At 70.2% G+C, this 21140-nt stretch carries 18 protein-coding genes and 1 riboswitch; of the genes, 9 read left to right on the top strand and 9 right to left on the bottom strand.

Annotation, left to right across the window (positions count from 1 at the left end; genetic code table 11):
• Positions 1 to 25: 25 nt before the first annotated feature.
• From ABZ854_RS05050 to ABZ854_RS05040, 3 genes are read right to left on the bottom strand one after another with little or no spacing between them, the layout of a single operon-like run.
• Positions 26 to 1174, bottom strand: a complete 1149-nt coding sequence (locus ABZ854_RS05050) for a cystathionine gamma-lyase (RefSeq protein WP_361204418.1) — start codon at positions 1172 to 1174, stop codon at positions 26 to 28.
• Positions 1171 to 1662: a low molecular weight protein-tyrosine-phosphatase gene (locus tag ABZ854_RS05045; RefSeq protein ID WP_361204415.1), complete on the bottom strand. Its 492-nt coding sequence runs from the start codon at positions 1660 to 1662 to the stop codon at positions 1171 to 1173. Before ABZ854_RS05045 ends, ABZ854_RS05050 begins: the two co-directional genes overlap by 4 nt.
• A gap of 7 nt (positions 1663 to 1669) precedes the next feature.
• Complete coding sequence (locus ABZ854_RS05040; protein WP_361204412.1) at positions 1670 to 2047, bottom strand: phage holin family protein; 378 nt, start codon at positions 2045 to 2047, stop codon at positions 1670 to 1672.
• Between the two features lie 57 nt (positions 2048 to 2104).
• Between ABZ854_RS05040 and ABZ854_RS05035 the strand changes: the two genes are divergently transcribed.
• The 4 genes from ABZ854_RS05035 to ABZ854_RS05020 all read left to right on the top strand — a co-directional run bounded on the left by ABZ854_RS05035 (position 2105) and on the right by ABZ854_RS05020 (position 4363).
• Positions 2105 to 2422 (top strand): cupin domain-containing protein, encoded by a 318-nt coding sequence (locus tag ABZ854_RS05035; RefSeq protein WP_361204409.1) that lies wholly within the window; start codon positions 2105 to 2107, stop codon positions 2420 to 2422.
• Positions 2423 to 2554: 132 nt separating this feature from the next.
• Positions 2555 to 2767, top strand: coding sequence for a DUF5326 family protein (locus ABZ854_RS05030; protein ID WP_356118675.1), 213 nt, complete (start codon positions 2555 to 2557; stop codon positions 2765 to 2767).
• Between the two features lie 202 nt (positions 2768 to 2969).
• A complete protein-coding gene (locus ABZ854_RS05025; protein WP_361204406.1) occupies positions 2970 to 3827 on the top strand; it encodes an IclR family transcriptional regulator C-terminal domain-containing protein in 858 nt (285 codons plus the stop codon).
• A 98-nt stretch (positions 3828 to 3925) separates the two neighbouring features.
• The gene (locus ABZ854_RS05020) at positions 3926 to 4363 is read left to right on the top strand and encodes an SsgA family sporulation/cell division regulator (protein WP_129308065.1); all 438 of its coding nucleotides are present in this window, start codon (positions 3926 to 3928) and stop codon (positions 4361 to 4363) included.
• Between the two features lie 105 nt (positions 4364 to 4468).
• Here the strand turns inward: ABZ854_RS05020 and ABZ854_RS05015 are convergent, their stop codons facing one another.
• Entirely contained in the window at positions 4469 to 5866 is a 1398-nt protein-coding gene (locus ABZ854_RS05015) for a YibE/F family protein (protein WP_361204401.1), read from the bottom strand.
• Between the two features lie 71 nt (positions 5867 to 5937).
• Positions 5938 to 6115: riboswitch (TPP riboswitch) on the top strand.
• Between ABZ854_RS05015 and thiC the strand changes: the two genes are divergently transcribed.
• On the top strand, positions 6108 to 7892 hold the full coding sequence (thiC, locus tag ABZ854_RS05010) for a phosphomethylpyrimidine synthase ThiC (RefSeq protein ID WP_361204398.1): 1785 nt from the start codon (positions 6108 to 6110) through the stop codon (positions 7890 to 7892). It overlaps the preceding riboswitch by 8 nt.
• Before the next feature lie 118 nt (positions 7893 to 8010).
• On the opposite strand, the gene ABZ854_RS05005 is transcribed toward thiC, so the two are convergent.
• From ABZ854_RS05005 to ABZ854_RS04995, 3 genes are all read right to left on the bottom strand, one after another.
• Complete coding sequence (locus tag ABZ854_RS05005) at positions 8011 to 8886, bottom strand: hypothetical protein (RefSeq protein ID WP_361204396.1); 876 nt, start codon at positions 8884 to 8886, stop codon at positions 8011 to 8013.
• A gap of 182 nt (positions 8887 to 9068) precedes the next feature.
• On the bottom strand, positions 9069 to 10151 hold the full coding sequence (locus tag ABZ854_RS05000) for a metallophosphoesterase (RefSeq protein ID WP_361204393.1): 1083 nt from the start codon (positions 10149 to 10151) through the stop codon (positions 9069 to 9071).
• Between the two features lie 238 nt (positions 10152 to 10389).
• The gene (locus tag ABZ854_RS04995; protein WP_129308069.1) at positions 10390 to 11502 is read right to left on the bottom strand and encodes a LacI family DNA-binding transcriptional regulator; all 1113 of its coding nucleotides are present in this window, start codon (positions 11500 to 11502) and stop codon (positions 10390 to 10392) included.
• 428 nt (positions 11503 to 11930) lie between these two features.
• On the opposite strand from ABZ854_RS04995, the gene hisC reads away from it, so the two are divergent.
• Positions 11931 to 13010 (top strand): histidinol-phosphate transaminase, encoded by a 1080-nt coding sequence (hisC, locus tag ABZ854_RS04990; RefSeq protein ID WP_361204389.1) that lies wholly within the window; start codon positions 11931 to 11933, stop codon positions 13008 to 13010.
• An 83-nt stretch (positions 13011 to 13093) separates the two neighbouring features.
• Here the strand turns inward: hisC and ABZ854_RS04985 are convergent, their stop codons facing one another.
• The gene (locus ABZ854_RS04985) at positions 13094 to 13468 is read right to left on the bottom strand and encodes a cyclophilin-like fold protein (RefSeq protein WP_361204386.1); all 375 of its coding nucleotides are present in this window, start codon (positions 13466 to 13468) and stop codon (positions 13094 to 13096) included.
• Positions 13469 to 13677: 209 nt separating this feature from the next.
• Here ABZ854_RS04985 and ABZ854_RS04980 point away from each other — a divergent pair, with 209 nt between their 5' ends.
• From ABZ854_RS04980 to cydD, 3 genes are all read left to right on the top strand, one after another.
• Positions 13678 to 15186, top strand: coding sequence for a cytochrome ubiquinol oxidase subunit I (locus tag ABZ854_RS04980; RefSeq protein ID WP_361204383.1), 1509 nt, complete (start codon positions 13678 to 13680; stop codon positions 15184 to 15186).
• A 15-nt stretch (positions 15187 to 15201) separates the two neighbouring features.
• On the top strand, positions 15202 to 16212 hold the full coding sequence (gene cydB / locus ABZ854_RS04975) for a cytochrome d ubiquinol oxidase subunit II (protein WP_361204380.1): 1011 nt from the start codon (positions 15202 to 15204) through the stop codon (positions 16210 to 16212).
• Between the two features lie 80 nt (positions 16213 to 16292).
• A complete protein-coding gene (cydD, locus tag ABZ854_RS04970; RefSeq protein WP_361204377.1) occupies positions 16293 to 19988 on the top strand; it encodes a thiol reductant ABC exporter subunit CydD in 3696 nt (1231 codons plus the stop codon).
• A 107-nt stretch (positions 19989 to 20095) separates the two neighbouring features.
• On the opposite strand, the gene ABZ854_RS04965 is transcribed toward cydD, so the two are convergent.
• Positions 20096 to 20983 carry an HAD-IIB family hydrolase gene (locus ABZ854_RS04965; RefSeq protein ID WP_361204374.1) on the bottom strand — a complete coding sequence of 296 codons (888 nt, stop codon included), beginning with the start codon at positions 20981 to 20983 and terminating at the stop codon, positions 20096 to 20098.
• Positions 20984 to 21140 lie beyond the last annotated feature (157 nt).

Below are 21140 nucleotides of genomic sequence, written 5' to 3'. Positions count from 1 at the left end.
GGCTCGGACCGCTCTGGCTGCCCGCTCAGCCTGCGGACTCGTCCAGGGCCCGCAGGACGTCCGCCACCAGGTCCTCGGGGTCCTCGGCCCCGACGGACATGCGGATGAAGCCCTCCGCGACCGCGTCACCGCCCCAGCGCCCGCGCCGTTCGGCCGTGGAGCGGACCCCGCCGAAGCTCGTCGCGTCCTCCACGAGGCGCAGCGCCTGGAGGAAGCGCTCGGCACGCGCGCGCGTGGGAAGCGTGAAGGAGACGACGCAGCCGAAGCGGCGCATCTGCTGTGAGGCGATCTTGTGGGAGGGGTCGTCGGGCAGTCCGGGATGGCGCAGGCCGGACACCTCCGGCCGGGTGCGCAACGCCTCGGCGACCGCGAGAGCGGTGGCGTTCTGCCGGTCGACACGCAACTGCAGGGTGGCGATGGAGCGGTGCGCCAGCCAGGCCTCCATCGGCCCGGAGATCGCGCCGACGATCTTGCGCCAGCGCCGTACGGCGGCCATGGCCCCGGCGTCGCGGCCGGCGACGTAGCCGAGGAGGACGTCCCCGTGTCCGGTGAGCTGCTTGGTGCCGCTGGCCACGGAGAAGTCGGCGCCCAGCTCCAGGGGGCGCTGTCCGAGCGGACTGGCCAGGGTGTTGTCGACGGCCACGAGGGCGCCCCGCGTGTGGGCCGCCTCCACCAGTCGGCGGATGTCGCACACGTCGAGGCCGGGGTTCGACGGGGACTCGATCCACAGCAGCCGCGCTCCGTCGAGGACCTCCAGCTGGGCGTCCCCGCCGGTCGGGGCGGTGCGCACCTCGATGCCGTACGCCTCCAGCTGCTCGCGGACGAGCGGCAGCACCTGGTAGCCGTCGGAGGGCAGGACGACCGTGTCGCCGGAGCGCAGCTGTGAGAACAGCACCGACGAGATCGCGGCCATGCCGGACGCGAACACCAGCGTCTCGACTTCGTCCAGCCCGGGTGCCTCCAGCTCGCCGATGGCGCGCTCCAGCAGGGTCCAGGTCGGATTGTCGTCGCGGCCGTAAGCGTAGGGGCCCGTCACCTCCCCGGGCAGGTGGAAGTGGGCGGCGAACACCGGTCCGGGCAGGGTGGGCTCGTGTTTGACGGCCTCCGGCAGCCCGGCCCGCACCGCGCGTGTGCCGTCGCCGGTGCCGCTCTCGTCCTTGGTGGCGTCGCTCATGCGGCCCGTCCCTCCAGTCGTTCCCGTACGGCGGCCAGCAGACCCTCGCTCGCCTGCTCCACCATCTCAAGGCACTCCGCGAAGCCGTCCCGGGCCCCGTAGTAGGGGTCCGGTACGTCCAGGTCGGCGCCGGCGGCGGGGTCGTAGGAGCGCAGCAGACGTACCTTTCGGACGTCCTCCTCGGTGGTGGCGAGGCGGCGCAGGGCCTTGAGGTGACCGGTGTCGAGGGCGATCAGTAGGTCGAGACGGCCGAACCAGGACGGCTCGAACCGGTGTGCGACGTGATCGCTGTCATAGCCGTGCGCGTCCAGCACCGCCACGGTCCGCGGGTCGGCGCCCTCGCCCTCGTGCCAGTCGCCGGTGCCCGCGCTGTCGACCTCGACCAGGCCATCCAGCCCGGCCTCCGCCACGCGCGCGCGGAAGACGGACTCGGCCATGGGGGAGCGGCAGATGTTGCCAGTGCAGACGAAACAGACGCGGAAGGTCATGGCGGGTTCAGTCCTCGTCGGGCAGGACGACGTGCAGTGCCCAGGACACGATCGCGACGATGAGGCCGCCGACGACCGCCGTCCAGAACCCCTCCACGTGGAAACTCAGGTCGAGCTTGCTGCTCACCCAGGAGGTGAGCAGCAGCATGCACGCGTTCACGACCAGCGTGATCAGACCCAGGGTCAGGATGAACAGCGGGAAAGTGAGCACCTTGACCACCGGCTTGACCAGGAAGTTCACCAGGCCGAAGATCAGCGCGACGACGATCAGCGTGCCGGCCTTCCGGGCTGTGCTGCCCCCCGTCAGGGTGATCTTGTCGAGCAGCCATACGGCGACCGCCAGGGCGCCCGCGTTCGCGATCGTCTTGACTACGAAATTCTTCATGTGTCTGATCGTGGCAGACCAGGACGACCGTGAGCAGAGGCGAGGGCGACAAGGGCGATGAAGGCATTCCGGCTGGACGACCTGGAGGCGGAGCGCGCCGCCAACGAGGGGGCCTATCTTCAGTTCCTGCGGGAGCGGAACATGTCGGTCGGCCTCTACGCCCTCGACGCGGGCGAGTCCGACCCGCAGCGGCCGCACCGGCAGGACGAGGTCTACTTCGTCGTGAGCGGCCGGGCGTCGATCACGGTCGGCCAGGAGACCACCGAGGTGGCCCGGGGCAGCGTCGTGTACGTGCCGGCCGGGGCCGTCCACAAGTTCCACCACATCAGCGAGGACCTGAGGGTTCTGGTCGTGTTCTCTCCCCCTGAGGCCTGAGCCCGCGTCTCGGGGTTCCCTAGGGGGCGGTTCAGGGGAGGACAAGGGATGCGCGGCCTCCGCGGGCCCCCCGGCCGCCCTAGCATCGAGAGCGGAACATCGACAACGCACGAGACGCAAAGGACGAGGGCGATGCGAGAGATCTTCGCGGGGCTGCCGTGGTGGGTGAAGTGGGTCGCGGTGCCGGTCATCGCCCTGGTGGTGTTCGGCGGCCTGATAGCGACAGTGGTCGGTTTCGTGATCGGCCTGCTCTTCAAGGCGCTGGTCTTCGTCGCGCTGGTCGGCGGACTGATCTACGTGGTGCGGAAGTTCATGGGCAACTCCTCGTCACGCAGCGACTGGTGAGCGCACGGGGAGCTGGCGGCCGGTAACAGGAAACGCCGGTTCCCTCGGGGGAGGGAAGTTTCCGCCGGAGGCCGCCGACGAGCGGCGGCAGGCGATTAGAGTCCGGAACTCCACGCGGGACCGACCCCCGTGGGCGGCGTACACCCACCCGTGTCTCCTCCGCACGGGCTGCCCCCCTCGCGCTCCGGAGTGACCCTTGGCCATGGTTGACACCGCACCGGCGGGCCCCCTCGCGCCCCATGCCGAGCCGCGTTCCCGCAGGCCCCCGGTGCAGCGGCCGCTGTCCGGCGCGTCCATCCCCGGGCAGCCGCACTCCGCGACCCTCATCGGATCCGTCCAGCGCGCGATGCGGTTGCTGGAGACCGTCGCCGCACATGAGCACGGCGCCCCCGCCAAGCAACTCGCCCGCGAGACCGGTCTCGCTCTGCCCACGACCTACCACCTGCTGCGCACCCTGGTCCACGAGGGCTATCTGCGGCGCGAGAAGGGCCTGTTCTTCCTCGGCGAGGCCGCCGAGCGGCTGAGCAGCAGCGGAGCCCAGCAGAAACGTCGCAGCGCGGTGGCCGACACCCTGGCACATTGGCGCGATTCGATCGGTGTGCCCGTGTACTACGCGCGCTACCGGGCCGGCGAGATCGAGGTGCTCTGCGTCTCCGACTCGCCGGGGGCGCCGGCGGTGCAGGAGTGGGCGGACTTCCGGGAGACGGGCCACGCGCACGCCATCGGCCAGTGCCTGCTCTCCCAACTGGACGAGGAGTCGCGCCGTGACCACCTGGACCGCTACCCCGTGCAGTCGATCACGCCGTACACGGTGCGTGACAACCACACCGTCCTTCGGAGGCTGGAGCGGATGCGGCGGATGGAGCCGGTCGTGGAACGGCAGGAGTACGCGCTGGGCACGGTGTGCGCCGCCATCCCGATCTCGGTCGGCACCGAGGCGACGACGATGGCTCTCTCACTCCCCGCTCACCAGTCCGACCGGCTGCTGCCCGCGGCACGTCGGCTGCAGGCGGAGATCGGGCGGCATCTGGGATCGCTCACGCTCTCTATCAGTATCTGAAAACTCACTCCTTGTGATCTGTTGTGTACTTTCAGCAAGATTTGACCATTGTCAAAGGGATCAATCCCGGCCAGTCGGCGTCATTAGACGGGGTGCGCATGCGTGAGTCCGTACAGGCAGAGGTCATGATGAGCTTTCTCGTGTCCGAGGAGCTCTCCTTCCGTATTCCGGTGGAGTTGCGCTACGAGTCCAGTGATCCCTATGCCGTACGGCTCACTTTTCACTTGCCCGGGGACGCCCCGGTGACCTGGGCCTTCGGGCGGGAACTGCTGATCGACGGGGTCGGTCGGCCGTGCGGGGAGGGGGATGTGCACATCGCTCCCGCCGATTCCGAACTGCTCGGTGAGGTGCTGATCCGGCTTCAGGTCGGCAGCGACCAGGCGCTGTTCCGGTCCTCCGCACCGCCGCTCGTGGCCTTCCTCGACCGTACGGACAAGCTCGTGCCTCTCGGGCAGGAAGGCGCCCTGGCCGACTTCGACGCCCATCTCGACGAGGCCCTGGACCGCATCCTGGCCGAGGAACAGAGCGCCGGCTGAAGCGTTACGGCACCGGGGGTGCGGGGCGCTGTGGGACGGCCTCGTACGACGGCATGCAGGAACGCTTCTGCGGAGGCCGTAGCGGGGCCGGCGCCCGGCCCCGCCTCACCGCTTCCGGCGCCGTCCCCTTCCGCCGCGCGCCGGGGTGCGTTGCCGGCCCACCGGCGCCCCGGCGTCGCCGGGCCGGTCGGCCGCCACCACCAAGGCGGCGAGCGCGGTGGTCACCGGCACCGAGGCGACCAGGCCGATCGAGCCCACTAGGGTGCGCACGATCTCCTCGGCCACCAACTCGCTGTTCGCCACGGTGCCCACACTGCTCTGCGCGATCGAGAACAGCAGCAGCAAGGGCAGCGCGGCGCCGGCGTAGGCGAGGACGAGGGTGTTGACCACCGACGCGATGTGGTCGCGCCCGATGCGGATGGCCGCCCGGTACAGACCGCGCCGGCCCAGCGACGGATTGGCCTCGTGCAACTCCCAGACGGCCGAGGTCTGGGTCACCGTCACGTCGTCCAGGACGCCCAGGGAGCCGATGATGACGCCGGCCAGCAGCAGGCCGCTCATGTCGATCGACGGGTACAGGCCGTGGATGAGACCCGTGTTGTCGTCTGTGTTGCCGGTGAGCGCGGCCCAGCCGATGAAGAGGGAGCCGAGCACTCCGATCAGTGTGAGAGAGACCAGGGTGCCGAGCACAGCGACCGATGTACGGGCCGATAGACCGTGGCACATGTAGAGGGCGATCAGCATGATGGCGCTCGACCCGATGACCGCCACGAGCAGGGGGTTCGAGCCCTGCAGGATCGCGGGCAGGATGAACAGGGTCAGCACGAGGAAGCTCACGGCCAGCGCGACCAGCGCCATGACGCCCCGCATCCGGCCCACCACCACGACGGCCAGGGCGAAGACCCCGGCCAGCAGCGTCATGGGGAACTTGCGGTTGACGTCCGTGACCGAGTACTGCAGGTCCCTCGGTGCCGAGGGCTCGTAGGCGACGACGACTTTCTCGCCCTGGTGCAGCTGGCGTGGCTGGTCCGGCTGCACGATCTCGGTGAACGTGCGGCCCTCGTCCTTGCCGCTGTCGACGCGGACCGTCACCTTCTTGCAGGTCCCCTTCGCCCGCTGAGACGCCGAGTCGCCGCCGGTGGCGGTGTTGTCACCGTTCGGGGTGCCGCCGCCGGAGGCGTTCACCGACGCACAGCTCACCTCGGCCACCTTGGCGACCGTGGCCTGCTGCGTCTGGCGGTCGAAGCCGACGCCGGTGCGCTCGTGCGGCGGGGCGCCGCCCGGCCAGAGCACCACCAGGCCGACCACGACCGCCGCGGTGAACGGGATCAGGATCGCCGCGATGACCTTGCGCAGATGTGCCGAGACGGGAGCCGCGGGGCCGTGGCTGTGGCTGTGGCCGTGGCTGTGACCGTGCGCGTGGCCATGTCCGTCATGCTGCGCCGCGTGGCCGCCGCGAGGCGGTTCCGGGGGCGGTGGCGGGGACTGCTCCATCGTCGTCACCGCCCGATCATCGCAAGAACGCCGGGGGCCCCCTGTTCACCGCGCCCGAAATGACGCTAGCGTGGGGGCACCTTTGCACACGCGGGAGCTCGGAGCACCGGGCTGAGAGGGCGCTGACCTCCGTACAGGCGATGTTTCACGTGGAACGACCGACGTTTCACGGGAAACACCGACCGACGGAAGCCGCTGCGTCGACCGCCGAACCTGTTACCGGGTAATGCCGGCGTAGGGAGTAGGTCTCATGACCAACAAGGACGCACGCACGCCTGCCTCCGCCCAGGACGAGAAGTCCCAGGAGGCCGGGAAGTCCATCGGCTGGCACAAGGCGTACGTCGAGGGTTCACGCCCCGACCTGCGCGTGCCGGTCCGTCAGGTGCACCTCACGAACGGGCAGTCGGTCACGCTGTACGACACGTCGGGCCCGTACACCGATCCACTCCTCGACACTGATGTCCGCAGGGGCCTGCCGCCGCTGCGGGAGAACTGGATCATCGGGCGCGGCGACACCGAGGAGTACGCCGGCCGCCCCGTCCGCCCAGAGGACGACGGGATCAAGCACACCGCGCCGCGCGGCGGTCTGCGCAACCTCGACGCCGTCTTCCCCGGACGCCCGCGGCAGCCGCGGCGGGGCCGGAACGGCACGGCGGTCACCCAGCTCGCGTATGCGCGCCGCGGTGAGATCACGCCCGAGATGGAGTACGTGGCCATCCGGGAGAACGTCGCTCCCGAGGTGGTCCGGGAGGAGATCGCGGCGGGCCGGGCCGTACTGCCGGCCAACGTCAACCACCCGGAGATCGAGCCGATGATCATCGGCAAGCGGTTCCTGGTGAAGGTCAACGCCAACATCGGCAACTCCGCCGTCACCTCGTCCATCGAGGAGGAGGTGGACAAGATGACCTGGGCGACCCGCTGGGGCGCCGACACCGTCATGGACCTCTCCACCGGGCGCAACATCCACACCACCCGTGAATGGGTGCTGCGCAACTCCCCCGTGCCGATCGGCACCGTGCCGCTCTACCAGGCCCTGGAGAAGGTCGACGGCCGCGCCGAGGAGCTGACCTGGGAGATCTACAAGGACACGGTCATCGAGCAGGCCGAGCAGGGCGTGGACTACATGACGGTCCACGCGGGGGTGCGCCTGCCCTACGTGCCGCTGACGGCGAACCGCAAGACCGGCATCGTCTCCCGCGGCGGCTCGATCATGGCCGCGTGGTGCCTGGCCCACCACAAGGAATCGTTCCTCTACGAGAACTTCGAGGAGCTCTGCGAGATCCTCGCGGCCTACGACGTCACCTACTCGCTGGGTGACGGACTGCGCCCGGGATCGATCGCGGACGCAAACGACGAAGCGCAGTTCGCGGAGCTGCGCACGCTCGGGGAACTCAACACGATCGCCAAGCGTTTCAACGTACAGACCATGATCGAGGGCCCGGGTCACGTCCCGATGCACAAGATCAAGGAGAACATCGACCTTCAGCAGGAGATCTGCGATGAAGCTCCGTTCTATACGCTCGGCCCGCTGACGACGGACGTCGCCCCGGCGTACGACCACATCACCTCGGGCATCGGCGCGGCGATGATCGCCTGGTGGGGTACGGCGATGCTGTGCTACGTCACGCCGAAGGAGCACCTGGGCCTGCCCAACCGGGACGACGTCAAGACGGGCGTCATCACTTACAAGATCGCCGCCCACGCGGCCGACCTCGCCAAGGGCCACCCGGGCGCCCAGGAGTGGGACGACGCCCTGTCCGACGCTCGCTTCGAGTTCCGCTGGGAGGACCAGTTCAACCTGGCCCTCGACCCGGACACGGCCCGCGAGTTCCACGACGAGACCCTCCCGGCGGAACCCGCCAAGACGGCCCACTTCTGCTCGATGTGCGGGCCGAAGTTCTGCTCGATGAAGATCTCGCAGGACATCCGGCGGGAACACGGAGGCAGCCGGGGCGAGATCGAGGCGGGCATGGCTCAGAAGTCGAAGGAGTTCGCTGCGTCGGGGAACCGGGTCTATCTGCCGATCGCCGAGTAGGCGTCAGGTGAGGCCTGCGGTGTGCGCCCCGGTGGGGGCGCACACCGGGGGCCAGGGCGTGTTGCGAAAGTCCCGTCTGCCGCCTTCCGGGCGAACGACGGGACTTGCGCAACACGCCTTAGTCGGGCTGGTGTTCGGGGCCGCCGAAGTCCGGGCTCGTGTAGTCGGGGCTGCTGAAGCTCGGGCGGGGGCCGGGGGCGGTGCCGTCGTCGGGACTGCTGAAGCCCGGGCGGTCGTAGCCGAGGCGAGGCATCCGGCCGGCCGGGGACGAGGGCGCGGTGCGGGGCAGGGCGGCGGTGCCGGGTTCGGCGAGCGCGTCCCGGAGGAACGGGAGGATGCCGCGTTCCAGGACCGCCTCCCGCCAGGCCGCTCTGGCCGAGCTGACTTCCTGGCCGGCGTCGCCGTCGGGGCCGGATGCCGCGGAGGTGTTGTTGCGCAGCGCGGTGAGCAGCAGTCCGACGGCGGCGACGAGCACCGCGGCCGCGGTCACGGCGCCGAACACCCAGCCGGCGGTGAGCATGGTCTGCGCGAAGGCCTCGCCCGGGTCGAGCATCTTCAGGATGTAGCCGACGAGAAGGAAGATCGCGGCGGCGGCGCCGGAGAGGACGGGTGCCAGCACGGCTATCACCGCGACGGCGCCAGCGCCGGCGGTCTCGGCGTCCCCGCCGAGAGCGGTGGCGAGCCCCCTGCCCTGGCCCGGCTCCGCGGAAGCGGAATCGGAACCGGAATCCCGGGTGGCGGCGGGGACGGGTGGCGCCGGATGGCGCAGTTCCTCACGGACCTTCACATAGTGCTGGTACTCGGACGCCGCGGCCGCGGTGATCAGGGCGATGGCGTTGAGCGCCATGGTGCGCAGTTGTTCGGGGTTGAGCCGCTGTCCGACAGCGGCCAGTTCCGGTCGATGGGGTGCGGAGCGCAGCGCCTCATCGAGGATCCGCTCGAACTCCTGGCGGTCCTCGTTCAGCAGGTGCTGCGGAACGCTGTTCATGTGCATCCCCCGATGCTCCGTAGGGCTTGGGGCTCGCACGCCGGCGAGCCGTCGGGCAGAAACGGAGGGGAGCCTGCTACGGATAAGGCGATGGTAGAGCCGTGACGGCACACGGTGACAGGGGGTTGCCGGAAATTGCGTGCCGACCTGCGACGACTCGGCCGCGGGTACGCCTTCCCCGGGAACGCTCAGATATCCAGGGGAAGTTGCTGGACCAGGAGCCTTCCGGCCATGGTCACTCCGCCGTCCATGGCGATGGCGAGTCCCTCGGCGTAGACGTGCGGGCCCTCGACGACGGGCCCGGTGTTGTCCTCGCCGTCTTCGGAGCCGACCTCGCCGAGGAGATAGGGAATGGGGCTGTGACCGTGCACGACGCGCGTGCCGCCGTACGTGTCGAGGAGTGAGCGCACGGCGTCGGTGCCCTCGTCGCGGAAGGCGAAGCGCTTGGTGAACTTGCGGAACAGGTCCCAGCACTCGTCCGCGTCGTTGCGGGTGAGGGTCTCCCGGACGGTGTCGTTGACGGCCTCGATCGAATCGCCGTAGTCGAGGTAGGCGGTGGTGTCGGAGTGGAGCAGCAGGTGGCCGTCGACCTCCTCGACCGCGTCGAGGCGGGCCATCCACTGCAGATGGTGGTCCTGCAGGCGGTCCATGTCGGTCTTCTGGCCGCCGTTGAGCAGCCAGGCCGCCTGGAACGTGGCGGTGCCCGCGCCGGAGTTGACAGGGGTGTCGCCGAAGCGCTTGGCGCCGAGGAGGAGCAGCTCGTGGTTGCCCATGAGGGCCTTGCAGTAGCCGCCGGCGGCGGCCGCTTCGGCGGACAGCCGCATCACCAGGTCGATGACGCCGATGCCGTCGGGGCCGCGGTCGGTGAAGTCGCCGAGGAACCACAGCCGGGCGGTGCCCGCGGACCACTGGCCCGCCGCGTTGATCAGCCCCTTCTCCCGCAGGGCGGCCATCAGTTCGTCGAGGTAGCCGTGGACGTCGCCGACGACGAACAGCGGGCCGGGACCGTTCTCGGGCTCGGGGGCGGGGGCGGGCACGGCGGTGGGGGCGGGGTCGACGGGGACCTGCATGGTGTCACCTCGGTTGATGACGGGCAGGTCGCGCCGGGTCGGCGTGTAGCCCTCGGGATAGCTCTCGTCGACGGGCGGGGCGGGGTCGCCGGGGGGCGTGGAGGCGTAGGGACCGGTCTCGTGGACGTACGCGGGCACCCGGAAGTCGCGCAACGTCGCCGTCCGTTCCGCCTCGGGTCCCAGACCGGCCCCCTGAGTCATCAGACCCCTCCACCATCGCGCCGCAGCTGCACCGCTTCGGACTGCCTGGTCGCAGCGGCCCGCGGTGTCGTGGGCCCATCATAGGAATGAGCGTCGCTCCGTGTGATGACCCAGGGGTGGTGAATCGGAGCAAGACTCCAGTTCACTGCGGCTTTCGCCCCGTTTGGGCCGGGGTTCGACCGGATACCGGCGGCCGGGCTCCAGCTGACCGGATCCGGTCGGATCCGAACGGAAGCCGCTAGCGGCCCTCCGGCGCCCTCGGCGGGCTGACCGTCGTCCGGGGCGGGCGTCGCTGGGACGAGGTACGCACGATCATCTCGGTCGGTATCACCTGCTCGACCGGGTGGTCCGACTCCACGCCCTCGATGGCGTCGATCAAGAGCTGGACCACCGCCGTGCCGATGCGGCGCGGTTTCAGGGAGAGCGTGGTGATGGGCGGCTCGGTGTTGGCGTACACCGTCGACTCGCTGCAGCACACCAGCAGCAGGTCCTCGGGTACCCGCAGCCCGTAGCGGCGGGCGGCGGCGAGCAGGTCGGTGCCGTTCGGGTCGAACAGGCCGTAGACCGCGTCCGGCCGGTCGGGGCGGGCGAGCAGCCGGTCGGCGGCGACGGCGCCCGCGCACGGGTCGTGCGCGGGGTAGGACTCGTACACGGGGTCCTGGCCGACGCGTTCGCACCAGCGCAGGTAGGCGGTGGTGGACAGGTGGGTGTAGGTGTCGGTCGTGGTGCCCGTGAGCAGTCCGATGCGGCGGGCGCCGGCGTCGGCGAGGTGGTCGAGGATGCCGAGTACGGCGGCCTCGTGATCGTTGTCGACCCAGGCGGTGACGGGCAGGGCACCCGCCGGGCGGCCGTCGGAGACGACGGGCAGGCCCTGCCGAACCAGCTCGCTGACCACCGGGTCCTGGTCGGAGGGGTCGATGACGACCGTGCCGTCGAGGGCGACGTTGGACCAGACGTCGTGGCGGGAGGTCGCGGGCAGGATGACCAGCGCGTATCCGCGGGCGAGTGCGGCGGAGGTGGCAGCGCGTGCCATCTCGGCGAAGTACGCGAACTCCGTGAAGGTGAAAGGTTCATCCCCGTACGTCGTCACGGTCAGGCCGATCAGTCCCGACTTGCCGGTACGGAGGGTGCGCGCGGCGGCCGAGGGTCGGTAGCCCAGCCGGTCGGCGACCTCGCGGACATGGCGCCGGGTGGCGTCCGGGAGCCGCCCCTTGCCGTTGAGGGCGTCGGAGACGGTCGTGATGGACACCCCGGCGGCGGCGGCGACGTCTCTGATGCCTGCCCGGCCCGGCCGACTGCCTCGACGTGAGGTTTCCGCGCGGCTCACCTGGTGCTTCCCTGCTGCTGTCATGGCGAGCCGATAGTAGGGCTCATGCGGTGGGGTAGTGCGGACGCATATGCACGCGTTGACAGGCACGTTTCTGCATGGTCGTGGTGGGTCAACTACCTTAGAAACCAAGACAGTTGCTGGATGAGACACCAGGACCTGACTTGTCGAGGCGTGGGTGCCTGTCGACCGTCCGAGGTCTCGAAGAGGTCTCAACTCACCTTCACGAGGGATGCGCGCCACGGCGCAAGCTACCGGCGCATAGATATATGTAGGGCGCGCCCCCTGATACGTACGCCTTCGGGTGCCGATGCCCCTGATGTGACTGATGACAGTGGGGCTGGTGAGGTTTGCCGCGCACCTGTTCGCAGCGAGGCCGAATCCTCATAAGGTGAGCAGTATTGGAAGCCGGCGGCGTCGACGGGCCGCCGGTGGTCACGAGGAGGACTGCGGTGAGCGAGACGAGCCCCAAGCTGCGCGCCGAGCTGGAGGGGATCCCCACCTACAAGCCGGGCAAGCCGGCCGCGGCCGGTGGCCCGGTCGCCTACAAGCTGTCCTCCAACGAGAACCCGTACCCGCCGCTGCCGGGCGTGATGGAGAGCGTGACCGCGGCGGCCCACGACTTCAACCGCTACCCCGACATGGCCTGCACCGGGCTGATGAACGAGCTGTCGGAGCGCTTCGGGGTGCCGGCCTCCCACGTGGCGACCGGTACCGGTTCGGTGGGCGTTGCCCAGCAGCTGCTCCAGGCCACCAGCGGCCCCGGCGACGAGGTCATCTACGCCTGGCGGTCCTTCGAGGCGTACCCGATCATCACGCAGATCAGCGGCGCCCGGTCCGTGCGGGTCCCGCTCACGCCGGGCGATGTGCACGACCTGGACGCCATGGCGGCGGCCATCACCGACCGGACGCGGCTGATCTTCGTCTGCAACCCCAACAACCCGACCGGTACGGTGGTGCGGCGGGCAGAGCTGGAGCGGTTCCTGGACCGGGTCCCCAGCGATGTGCTGGTGGTCCTGGACGAGGCCTACCGGGAGTTCATCCGTGACCCCGAGGTGCCCGACGGTGTCGAGCTGTACCGGGAGCGGCCCAACGTCTGCGTGCTCCGCACCTTCTCCAAGGCGTACGGCCTCGCCGGGCTCCGCGTCGGTTTCGCGATCGCCCACGAGCCGGTCGCCGCGGCGCTGCGCAAGACGGCTGTGCCGTTCGGCGTGAGCCAGCTTGCGCAGGACGCGGCCGTCGCCTCGCTGCGTGCCGAGGACGAACTGCTGGGCCGGGTGGGCTCACTGGTGTGCGAGCGCACGCGCGTGGTCGACGCGCTGCGCGCCCAGGGCTGGACCGTGCCGGAGACCCAGGCGAACTTCGTGTGGCTGCGGCTGGGGGAGCGTACGGCGGCGTTCGCGGCGGCCTGCGAGGAGCACGGTGTGGTGGTCCGGCCGTTCCCGGGTGAGGGTGTGCGGGTGACGGTCGGCGAGACCGAGGCGAACGACATCTTCCTGAAGGTGGCGGAGGCGTTCCGCAAGGAGTTCTGAACGCGTCGTCAGGCCTTCAGCGAGGGCTGCAAGGCGTTCTGACAGGCGGTTTCCCGCCGACTGAGCCCCGCCCGGTGCGGGGCTTAGTCGTTGACGGCCTCTACGCGTACGGGGTCTCCGTCCCGCACGGTCGCCAGGACCCTGGGGTCGCCCTCCACGTTGCCGAGGACGTTGCAGGGGCTCGCGAGGCGGCATTCCTCGCCCCGTGAGATGGGCGTGGGGCCGTAGGGGAGGGCGAGGGCGTCGCCGTCCGTCCAGAAGGCCACCGTGCCCGGCTCGACGACCTGCCGGGCGTCGGTTTCACGTGAAACAGACACACCTGTGTCGAAGTAGACCTCCTCGCCCCAGGTGTGTGCCGAGGAGACGAGCGGCAGTGCCTTCTCCAGGGCCTGCGTGGTGGGTGTGTCGTCGAGCGTCGCGGTGAGCTGGCCGGCGGGCCAGGAGATTCGTATCTGCATGAGACGCAATTCAACAAGCTGTTGAATTTCTTGCCAAGGGGTTGACGCTGAGGCCAAGAGGGACCCCCCTGCCTCGCGTCGAAAATCGGTACGTCATAATAGCTTGTGAATGTGAACGCGTTCACAAGCGCGTCCGCTTGCTCCCTTATGTACCTGACAAAAGGGGGCATCACGCCGCTTTACCACGGCGAAGTAAGGAGAGTGACGACGTGGACCTGGCTCTGGCGCCGGAAACACTGGCGCGCTGGCAGTTCGGCATCACCACCGTCTACCACTTCCTGTTCGTCCCCCTGACGATCTCCCTGGCCGCCCTCACGGCCGGACTGCAGACCGCCTGGGTGCGCACGGAGAAGGAGAAGTACCTCAGGGCGACCAAGTTCTGGGGCAAGCTCTTCCTGATCAACATCGCGATGGGCGTCGTCACCGGCATCGTGCAGGAGTTCCAGTTCGGCATGAACTGGTCGGACTACTCGCGCTTCGTCGGAGACATCTTCGGCGCCCCGCTCGCCTTCGAGGCCCTGATCGCCTTCTTCTTCGAGTCCACCTTCATCGGACTGTGGATCTTCGGCTGGGACAAGCTGCCCAAGAAGATCCATCTGGCCTGCATCTGGATGGTCTCCCTCGGCACGATCCTGTCGGCCTACTTCATCCTCGCGGCCAACTCCTGGATGCAGCACCCCGTCGGCTACAAGATCGACAAGGTGCGGGGACGCGCCCAGCTGACCGACTTCTGGGCCGTGCTGACCCAGAACACCGCGCTCAGTCAGGCCTTCCACACTCTCTCGGCGGCCTTCCTGACCGGCGGCGCCTTCATGGTGGGCATCTCGGCCTACCACCTGGCCCGCAAGAAGCACATCCGCACGATGAAGACCTCGCTGCGACTCGGCCTGGTCACCGTGGTCGTCGCCGGACTGCTCACCGCGGTCAGCGGTGACGTGCTAGGCAAGGTCATGTTCAAGCAGCAGCCCATGAAGATGGCGGCGGCGGAGGCGCTGTGGGACGGGCGGAAGCCGGCGCCGTTCTCGATCTTCGCCTACGGCGACGTGGAGAAGGGCCACAACACCGTGGCCATCGAGATCCCGGGCCTGCTGTCCTTCCTCGCCAATGACGACTTCACCTCTGAAGTCCCCGGCATCAACGACGTCAACAAGGCCGAGCAGCAGAAGTTCGGGCCCGGAGACTACCGGCCCAACATCCCGGTCGCGTTCTGGGGATTCCGCTGGATGATCGGCTTCGGCATGGCCTCCTTCGCCATCGGCCTGGCCGGGCTCTGGCTGACCCGCAAGAAGTTCCTGCTGCCACAGCACCTACGGGTCGGGGACGACGAGGTGCCGAACCTCGTGCTGTTCCGGAACAAGGCCCTCAGCCCGCGGCTCACCCCGTGGTGCTGGCGCATCGCCACCTGGACCCTGGCCTTCCCGCTGATCGCCAACTCCTGGGGCTGGATCTTCACCGAGATGGGCCGGCAGCCGTGGGTCGTCTACGGCGTCCTGCAGACCCGGGACGCGGTCTCCCCCGGTGTCTCCCAGGGCGAGGTCCTCACCTCGATGATCGTCCTCACCTCGCTCTACGCCATCCTGGCCGTCGTCGAGGTCAGGCTGCTCACCAAGTACGCCAAGGCCGGTCCGCCCGAGCTGACCGACGCCGACCTCAACCCGCCCACGAAGATCGGCGGCACCGGCCAGGACGCCGACAAGCCGATGGCCTTCTCGTACTAGGCGGAGGGAACAGTCATGCAACTTCACGACGTCTGGTTCGTCCTGATCGCCGTCCTGTGGACCGGCTACTTCTTCCTGGAGGGATTCGACTTCGGTGTCGGCATCCTCACCAAGCTGCTCGCCCGGAACCGGCCCGAGCGCCGGGTGCTGATCAACACCATCGGACCCGTCTGGGACGGCAACGAGGTCTGGCTGTTGACGGCGGGCGGTGCGACCTTCGCGGCCTTCCCCGACTGGTACGCCACCCTCTTCTCCGGCTTCTACCTGCCGCTGCTGGTCATCCTGGTCTGCCTGATCGTCCGGGGTGTGGCCTTCGAGTACCGGGCGAAGCGGCCCGAGGAGAACTGGCAGCGCAACTGGGAGACGGCGATCTTCTGGACCTCGCTCATCCCCGCCTTCCTCTGGGGCGTGGCCTTCGGGAACATCGTGCGGGGCGTGAAGATCGACCAGCACTTCGAGTACGTCGGCGGCCTCGCCGACCTGCTCAATCCGTACGCCCTCCTCGGCGGCCTGGTGACTCTCACCCTGTTCACCTTCCACGGGGCCGTGTTCACCGCGCTCAAGACCGTCGGCGACATCCGGCTGCGGGCCCGCGCGATGGCGCTGCGGGTCGGACTCGTCACGGCTTTCCTGGCCCTGGGCTTCCTGCTCTGGACCCAGGCGCACAGCGGGAACGGCAAGAGCCTGGTGGCCCTGATCGTGGCGGTCGCCGCGCTGGTCGCCGCGCTGGTGGCCAACCAGGCGGGGCGTGAGGGCTGGTCGTTCGTGCTGTCCGGCCTCACCATCGTGGCGGCTGTGGCGATGCTCTTCCTGTCGCTGTTCCCGAACGTGATGCCGTCGACGCTCGACGCGAACTGGAGCCTCACGGTCACCAATGCCTCGTCGAGCCCGTACACCCTGAAGATCATGACCTGGCTGGCGGCGGTCGCCACACCGCTCGTGCTGCTGTACCAGGGCTGGACCTACTGGGTGTTCCGCAAGCGCATCGGGACGCAGCACATCGCGCCGGACGCCTCCGCGCACTGAGTTTGACGGGGAGGGCGTTTCACGATGACCCGTGATGTTTCACGTGAAACACCCTCCCTGGACCGAAGGGCGTGTTTCACGTGAAACCGATCGATCCGCGACTCCTCCGTTTCGCCCGGGCCACCCGGCTCTTCCTCGTGGCCCTCATGGTTCTGGGCGCGATCGGGGCCGTGCTGATCATTGGCCAGGCGATGCTCATCGCCGAGGTTGTGGTCGGCGCCTTCCAGCACGGCCGAACGGCCGCTGACCTGGCCACGCCCGTGCTGCTGTTGGCGGCTGTGGCGGGCGGCCGGGCGCTGGTCTCCTGGCTCACCGAACTCGCGGCCCACCGGGCGAGCGCAGCGGTGAAGTCAGAACTGCGCGGACGGCTGCTCGACCAAGCGGCTGCGCTGGGCCCCGGATGGCTGAGCGGTCAGCGGACCGGCTCGCTGGTCACCCTGGCCACGCGCGGGGTCGACGCTCTCGACGACTACTTCTCGCGCTATCTGCCGCAGTTGGGGCTCGCCGTTGTCGTACCGGTGGCGGTGCTGGCGCGGATCGTCACCGAGGACTGGGTGTCGGCGGCGATCATCGTCGGCACGCTGCCCCTCATCCCCGTGTTCATGATGCTGATCGGCTGGGCCACGCAGTCCCGGATGGACCGGCAGTGGCGGTTGCTGTCCCGGCTGTCCGGTCACTTCCTGGACGTGGTCGCCGGGCTGCCCACGCTGAAGGTCTTCGGGCGGGCCAAGGCGCAGGCCGACTCCATCCGCCGGATCACCGGCGAGTACCGCCAGGCCACGATGCGGACCCTGCGGATCGCCTTCCTGTCCTCGTTCGCGCTGGAGCTGCTCGCCACATTGTCCGTCGCGCTGGTCGCCGTGACGATCGGCATGCGGCTCGTCCACGGGGACATGGACCTGTACGTCGGTCTCGTCATCCTGGTGCTGGCACCCGAGGCATATCTGCCGCTGCGGCAGGTGGGCGCGCAGTTCCACGCGGCGGCGGAGGGGCTGGCCGCCGCCGAGGAGATCTTCGCGGTGCTGGAGACGCCGGTGCCGGCGTCGGGTCGTGGGCCCGTGCCCTCGGGGGCGGTGGCTTTCGACGGCGTCACGGTGCGCTACCCCGGACGGTCGGCCGACGCCGTCACCGGTGTGTCCTTCAGCGTGGAACCCGGTGAGACCGTGGCGCTGGTCGGGCCGAGTGGTGCGGGCAAGTCCACGCTGCTCAACGTTCTGCTGGGGTTCGTGCGGCCCACCGGGGGCCGGGTGCGGATCGGTGGCACCGATCTCTCGGGTGTCGACCTGGAGGAGTGGCGGTCGCGGATCGCCTGGGTTCCGCAGCGGCCGCATCTGTATGCCGGGACCATCGCGGAGAACGTACGGCTCGCGCGGGCCGACGCGGACGATGCCGCCGTACGGCAGGCGCTGCGGGACGCGGGCGCGATGCAGTTCGTGGACGCGCTGCCCGAGGGCGTCGAGACGGTGCTCGGGGAGGACGGGGGCGGGCTGTCGGCGGGTCAGCGTCAGCGGCTGGCGCTGGCGCGGGCGTTTCTCGCCGACCGGCCTCTGTTGTTGCTGGACGAGCCGACGGCTGCGCTGGACGGGGGGACGGAGGGGGAGGTCGTCGCGGCGGTGCGGAGGCTGGCCGTCGGGCGGACGGTGTTGCTAGTGGTGCACCGGCCCGCGCTGCTGGGGGTGGCGGACCGGGTTGTACGGCTGGAGGCCGGGGAGTTGTCGGCCGGGCCCGGCGGTGGTGAGCCCCCCAGGGGGCTCCGCCCCCTGGACCCCCGCCCCCGCCCACTCGCCACCCGACTCGGCACGCTGGAAAGTGACGCGAGGGGTCGGCTCGGCGCGTTGGATGGTCCCCCGGAAGGTCGGCTCGGCGCGTTGGAAGGTGACCCGAGGGCCCGGCTCGGTGCGTTGGAAGATGAGCGGGAGACCCTGCTCGGCACGCTGGAGGGTGGCTCGGAGGGTCGGCTCGGCGCGTTGGAAGGTGGCCCGGAGGCGCGGATTGGTGAGTCGGGGGGTGGCTCGGGGGCGCGGCGGCGTCGTGCGTTCCGGCGGGTTCGGGGGATGAGCGGGGTTCGGCGGGGGCGGCTGGGGCTGGCCTTGGTACTCGGGGGGCTGGCGCTGGGGAGTGCTGTGGGGTTGATGGCGACCTCGGGGTGGCTCATCTCGCGGGCCTCCCAGCAGCCGCCGGTGCTGTACCTGATGGTGGCCGTGACGGCGACGCGGGCCTTCGGCATCGGACGGGCCGTGTTCCGGTACGCCGAGCGGTTGGTGTCGCACGACGCCGTGTTGCGGATGCTGGCCGACACCCGGGTCTCCGTGTACCGGAGGCTGGAGCGGCTGGCGCCCGCCGGGCTGCGGTCGGCCCGCCGGGGCGACCTGCTCACCCGGCTGGTCGCGGACGTGGACGCGCTGCAGGACTACTGGCTGCGCTGGCTGCTGCCGGCCGGGGTCGCGGTCGGCGTCTCCGCCGCCTCCGTGGCGTTCACGGCCTGGCTGCTGCCCGCGGCCGGGGCCGCGCTCGCGGTGGGCCTCGTGGCGGCCGGGGCCGGTGTCCCGGTGATCACCGCCGCGGTGGCCAGGCGGGCGGAACGGCGACTGGCGCCTGCCCGCGGGGAACTCGCCGTACGGGTCGCGGACCTGCTCACCGGTACCGCCGAACTGACCGTCGCCGGTGCGCTGGCCGACCGTACGCGGCGGGCCCGGCAAGCCGACGGCGTCCTCACGCGCATCGCCTCGCGCGCCGCCACCGCCACCGCGCTCGGTGACGGGCTCACGGCGCTGATCTCCGGCCTGACCGTGGCCGCCACGGCGCTGCTGGGTGCCCAGGCGGTGGCGGCGGAACGGCTCCACGGGGTCGCCATGGCCGTGGTGGTGCTCACCCCGCTGGCCGCCTTCGAGGCCGTGCTGGGGATGCCGCTCGCCGTGCGCTACCGGCAGCGGGTGCGCCGCAGCGCCGAGCGGGTCCACGAGGTGCTGGACGCTCCCGAGCCGGTGCGCGAACCCGAGTGGCCCCGGCAGGCGCCCGCCTCTCCCTTCCCGGTCGTGGTCAGGGGCCTGGCCGCCCGGCATCCCGGCGGGCACCGGGACGCCCTTGCCGGCCTGGATCTCACGCTGGAGCGGGGCCGACGGATCGCGGTGGTCGGACCGTCCGGCTCGGGCAAGACGACACTCGCCCAGGTCCTGCTCAGGCTCCTGGACCCGCAGGCAGGCTCGTACACCCTCGCCGGTGTGGACGCCCACGCGCTGAGCGGTGACGACGTACGGCGGCTGGTCGGGCTGTGCGCCCAGGACGCCCACCTCTTCGACAGCTCCGTGCGCGAGAACCTGCTGCTCGCCCGGAAGGACGCCACGGAGGACGACCTGCGCGACGCGTTGGCCCGGGCCCGGCTCCTGGACTGGGTGGACGCGTTGCCCGCCGGAATCGACACCCTCGTCGGCGAGCACGGGGCCCGGCTGTCAGGCGGGCAGCGGCAGCGGCTCGCGCTGGCCCGCGCGCTCCTCGCCGACTTCCCTGTCCTCGTACTCGACGAGCCCGCCGAACACCTCGACCTGCCGACCGCCGACGCGCTCACGGCTGACCTGCTGGCCGCCACCGAGGGCCGTACGACCCTGTTGATCACCCACCGGCTGGCCGGGCTCGGCGCGGTGGACGAGGTGATCGTGCTCGACGAGGGCCGGGTGGTGCAGCGAGGACCGTACGCCGAGCTGGCCGCGGTGCCGGGGCCGTTGCGCAGGATGATCCGCTGGGAGGCGGCAGCGGAGTCGCTGGTGGGGACGGGCTGAGCGGCATCTTGGTCGGCTGGTTCAGCGGCCGCCGTGGACCTCGAGTCCGTCTGCGGGCACGTCGTGACTGGTCGCGCAGTTTCCCGCGCCCCTCCTCGGCCGGGGGCCTAGACCCGCTGGGCCAGCATTCGTTCGATGATCAGGGCCACGCCGTCCTCGTTGTTGGCGACCGTGCGGCCGGAGGCGGCGGCGAGGACGTCCGGGTGGGCGTTTCCCATCGCGTAGGACTGTCCGGCCCAGGTGAGCATCTCCACGTCGTTGGGCATGTCCCCGAAGGCGACGACCTCCTCGTGGGAGATGCCGCGCTCGGCGCAGCACAGGGCGAGCGTGCTGGCCTTGGAGACACCGGGGCCGCTGAGTTCCAGCAGGGCGCTGGGGCTGGAGCGGGTGACGTTGGCGCGCTCGCCGATGGCCAGGCGGGCGAGGGTGAGGAAGGCGTCCGGGTCCAGGTCGGGGTGGTACGCGAGGATCTTCAGCACGGGCTCGTCGGCGCCCGGACCGCCGGCCGCGAGGAGGTCCTCGGCGGGCAGCAGGGTGTCGGGTATCTCCATGTGCAGCTTGGGATAGTCCGGCTCCTGGTGGAAGCCGTACGTCTGCTCGACCGCGAACACCGTGCCGGGAGCCGCCTCGCGCAGCAGCCGTACGGCGTCCCGCGCGTTGTCCCGGGCCAGTTCGCGGACCTTCACGAACCGGTGGGTGCCGGCGCCGCCGCGCAGGTTGACCACGGCCGCTCCGTTGCCGCAGATGGCCAGGCCGTGCCCGTGGACGTGGTCGCTGACGACGTTCATCCAGCGGGCCGGGCGGCCGGTGACGAAGAAGACCTCGATGCCGGCCGCCTCGGCGGCGGCCAGCGCGGCGATCGTCCTCGGGGAGACCGACTTGTCGTCGCGCAGCAGCGTGCCGTCGAGATCGGTGGCGATCAGCCGCGCGGGTGTGGCCGCGGCCGGGGTCTCGGGCTGTCGCGTCGCTGAGGTCACCCGGTCATTCTCGCGCATATGCACGCACGGCCGTGCGGTACTCCGCACAGATGAGACACAGATGACGTTCAGCCCGCCTCGGCAACGCAGATCCGAGGGTCCGCAGCGCCGCAGCGCCGCAGCGCCGCAGCGCCGCAGCTCGCAACTCCACACGTCAGTACTCCAGTCACTAGCA

The organism is Streptomyces sp. NPDC047028 (assembly GCF_040644095.1).
In the GTDB taxonomy this organism is placed as follows: domain Bacteria; phylum Actinomycetota; class Actinomycetes; order Streptomycetales; family Streptomycetaceae; genus Streptomyces.
The sequence above is the reverse complement of the archived record's forward strand: the minus strand, read 5'-3'. Positions and strand labels throughout refer to the sequence as shown.